The organism is Nitrosomonas supralitoralis (genome assembly GCF_003011925.2).
GTDB classification, from domain to species: Bacteria; Pseudomonadota; Gammaproteobacteria; order Burkholderiales; family Nitrosomonadaceae; genus Nitrosomonas; species Nitrosomonas supralitoralis.
Map to the genome: position 1 here is coordinate 1 of NZ_PXXU01000111.1, position 3870 is coordinate 3870.

General features: G+C 40.4%; 1 protein-coding gene and 3 pseudogenes. 1 reads left to right on the top strand and 3 read right to left on the bottom strand.

Annotated features, from left to right (window positions below; genetic code table 11):
• Window positions 1–222 precede the first annotated feature (222 nt).
• Window positions 223–893 (bottom strand): annotated as a pseudogene (locus C7H79_RS16575) (IS6 family transposase).
• 334 nt (window positions 894–1227) lie between these two features.
• Here C7H79_RS16575 and C7H79_RS19715 point away from each other — a divergent pair.
• A pseudogene (locus C7H79_RS19715) lies at window positions 1228–2130 on the top strand (transposase).
• A gap of 136 nt (window positions 2131–2266) precedes the next feature.
• On the opposite strand, the gene C7H79_RS16590 reads toward C7H79_RS19715, so the two are convergent.
• On the bottom strand, window positions 2267–2575 hold the full coding sequence (locus tag C7H79_RS16590) for a hypothetical protein (RefSeq protein ID WP_106708350.1): 309 nt from the start codon (window positions 2573–2575) through the stop codon (window positions 2267–2269).
• 302 nt (window positions 2576–2877) lie between these two features.
• Window positions 2878–3769, bottom strand: a pseudogene (locus tag C7H79_RS16595) (IS1595 family transposase).
• Between the last annotated feature and the right edge of the window lie 101 nt (window positions 3770–3870).

Sequence of the window (3870 nt, forward strand, 5' to 3'; positions counted from 1 at the left end):
TTAATTTTACGCACCTTTGTTGGAATACAATTACGACAGATAGATGGTTCAAATCTCTATCAATTATAAATCACATTATAATTATCATTTAATATAAAACAAATTATCGGCAATAGATAAAACGAAGACAACAAGCTGATTATTTCATGGGTTCTGTCGCATTAACGAAAGAAAACTGATATTTTCTTGAATTTATCGAGAGTACAGTTGGTCTTGACGTGATTATCTTGCTAGAGCATAAAATTGTTCCGCAAAAGACATCTCGTCAGTTTCTTCCATCTTCCTCTGACCATTGCGAATCATGTGCATTAGTTCGATACCAGCCAAGATGTTTTTAGCTGATTGAAAAGATTTGAATCCAAGCGTTGGCTTCGTTATTCGCTTCACTGCTCGATGATCTTGTTCCACTACATTATTAAGATATTTGACCTGACGAACCACCATGGGTATCTCTCTGTGGGCATTGATCTCATCAATCGCTGCTTTATTGGCGCTACTTTTATCCATCGTGACCTTTTCAGGTACGCCATTGGCTAGCATGGCTTTGTCAAAGAAGCGTTTAGCAGCGGCCTTATCGCGCTTGGCCGTTAATAGAAAATCGATCGTTTTGCCATCCCTGTCCACAGCGCGATAGAGGTATTTCCAAACCCCTTTCACTTTAATGTAAGTCTCGTCCATCCGCCACCAACCGGGCGCTTATACTTTCTGAAAATCTTTTCCAGTAATGGGAGAAACCGGATTGCCCCACGGCTCACTGTAGTATGGTCAACTGTAACACCACGCTCCTCCATCATTTCTTCCAGGTGCCGGCAACTTAACGGATACGCCGCGTACCAGCGGATGCAGACCAAAATCACCTCAATCGGAAATCGCATTCCTTTTACAACCAGCATGTGGCTTCACCATTTTTTCGATGTCAACAGTCTACAAGAAGGTGTTGATGATCTCGCTTAATGCGACAGAACCGCCTGACGCACACTCAGGTCAAACTGAAAATAGTATAGAGGCATATTACACAATGACAGATTTCTCTGAAATGATTTCAACTTTCACCAAGATTCTAATTCTTTCAATGACTTTTAGGTTATTGGTGGTTGAGTAATATTCTTATAACTCTGCTCATAAGACAAGTGACAAGATGCAGTAATTATGTAGTTGTACTGTACTGATTATATCCTGGTATGTATGGAGGAATTCACTGATTTATATGGATATTTTTAAGAGAATTTGAGGGCGAGAAGATACTGCTTCGGCGGCCGAAGCTTAGGGATCGATCGACAAGTCGGGCATCAAGTTCAACAGCAGTCTGATATCACTGTAACCGGAATACTGAGGAGTTTTTTCCTGGTTATATCTAAGCAGAATCTCCACGGAAGATTTTTCCAAAACGCTGAACTTCTAATAAGGCCAGAAGCAGCGGGATTATCTTCAGCCCCGATCAACCCCATTAAACAAGACTGGAAGCAGGCAGGGACAAAAGGTCCGAACTACAATCCGGCAGATAAATGGCTGGCAGTCCGTACTGAAGATCATCAGATGGATTACAACGATTTTGAAGGTGTCATTCCAAAAAAAACAGTACGGTGCTGGTCCTGTCATGATTTGAGAATAGACCATAAACAATTTGAATATGGCAGCAAGGCCTCGATCGCCAGTACGGCGAAAGGTAATCTAATTGTTGAAGTTGTTAGTCAAGAACAAAACCTGCAGATAGCAACACATTACACGAGATTCTGAGTCATGTTGAAGCCTCACGCGGCAAACTAGCCAAGCAAGCCGTGTTTGATCGCGGCTACCGTGGCAAGCGTGAAGTCATTGGAACCCAGATCATTCTCTTTGGAAAGGCATTAAAGAAGGACAGCCGGAACCAGAAAGACAAAAAGCTAAAAAAATGCAGAAAGCGCGCGGCTATTGAACCCATTGGCCACCTGAAGTCGAATTACTGCATGGCGAGCAACTATCTGAAAGGCGCACTCGATGAGCACATCAATTTGCTAATGGCAACTGGCCATATTTTGGCTCTTTTCCCCGTGGAGAAAACTGCAGGTTTCGCGAATTCTTTTATGGAAAAAATCAAATCGTTCCAATTTACCTTTTGTAGACGACCATCTTTTGGAACTGCTGCTCTAAGAAAGCGATTGACGGGAATTTTTTAGGGACGACTAATTAATAATTTCATTGCAAGATCCCTTTATTTTAAATAAATTTAAAATGTACTTAAGAAATATTGTCATATGGAGTTTTAGTGAGTAGTGGTTTTGTTAAATTAATATTTTGTACCAGAAGACGCATCAGGATTTTCTACGGCAGATCCAGAATTTTTTGCTGGAGGGTATTCAATTCCTTTGCCTCTTGGAACATTCTTATCAAAATTTCCCTTGTTTTCTTCCGTTCTACCTCTTAAGTCAGCGTCTTTCTTTAATTGATTAGTTCTGCCAGATTCTAATACTTGAACATTTTGGGGTTTGTAAGTTTCTTTGCTATTGTTATCAGGTCCTGACAGTACATCAGTACTTGCAAAAATAAAAATAGTAAAAATTAGTACGAACCACCCAAACCTGTTTTGATTATTCATAATGAAATCTCCTTCTGAAATTTGAAATAACATATTCATATATATAGCTACGCTTGTTCAGGCCAAAAGCAAACATTAGATCCCTTCTGGAAGAAGAGATCTATGAAAAGTTATTTTTTATGAGGAGGGGTTTTGTTTTTTTCTTGATCTTTTTTTTTATCTTGATCTTTTTTGTCAGAGGAACTAGCAACATATATGTTCATTTTCGATCCTTTATAATGACGTTATAAAATATTTACACTAATTTATATTAATGAAATTGTCTGTGCGGTTTGTTACAGAAATGTTATTTTAGATTTTGGCTATGTCACAACTAGTTGTTGAAACTGCCTTGTTTTAACCTAGACGGTCAATCATTCTGTGCCATCCGAGGGAACTTCTAAGATAACGTGTTGCCACTCCATTAAACTTCCTCACCCATTGCTTGAGCCGGCTATCTTAAGCATTGACGTTCTGAATATGATAGATGTTGTTTATAACTCTCTGACCTGCAGCAATATTGACTGGACGGTGGACAATGTTTGCTTGTCAGGCAATCTGTTTGTAAGTGGGCAACCCATCAGTGCACAAGATTACATCCTTATTTAACAGAGGAATAAGCACTGGTTCAATTTGCTGCGCACTTGTGCCATGCAGTATACAGTTGGCAGTCTCACCATGAGGGTCGCGTACCACTAATACGGGCACCTGTTCTTTTGATGTCCCTTTCTTGACGGCTTTACCACCACGTTTGCGTGCAGATCTGGGTAATCGGCGCTGTCCTTTAATGGATTCCAGAAAATAGGTTTCATCTACTTCGACAATACCATTCATTTTGTCGGGTTGACGCGTTGCAGGTATTTGTAAAAAACGATGGCGCCACTTAAAGCTTGTGTTCTTGGCTATCCCGCAGTTGTCCGCTGACTTTCGGATGCTTAATCCCTCAATCTTCGTTTGCTCATATTCAAACCATTTGTCTTTGTGCCGTAACCGTGCCAGTGGTGTGCCCGTAAGTGCATTAAACGTCCGGTTGCATTGACGACAACGATAACGTTGTAGCTCACTGGCTTTTCCCCAGCGATATAGATTGATTGCCCTACAATAGGGACAAGCGGGATTGTCCCCCTGATTACGTTCGAATAATCCAATAACTTCATCAGTATTCTCTTTTCCTTCCAACCATTTTCGGAGTTTTACTCGCTGATTACGACACATGCGTTCAAACAATTCCAGCGATGCATTAAATTCCGTTTATTTCATTGTGCACCTCTATCTCTCAATGCACGTTGGACATACAATTCATAATTAATTAATAG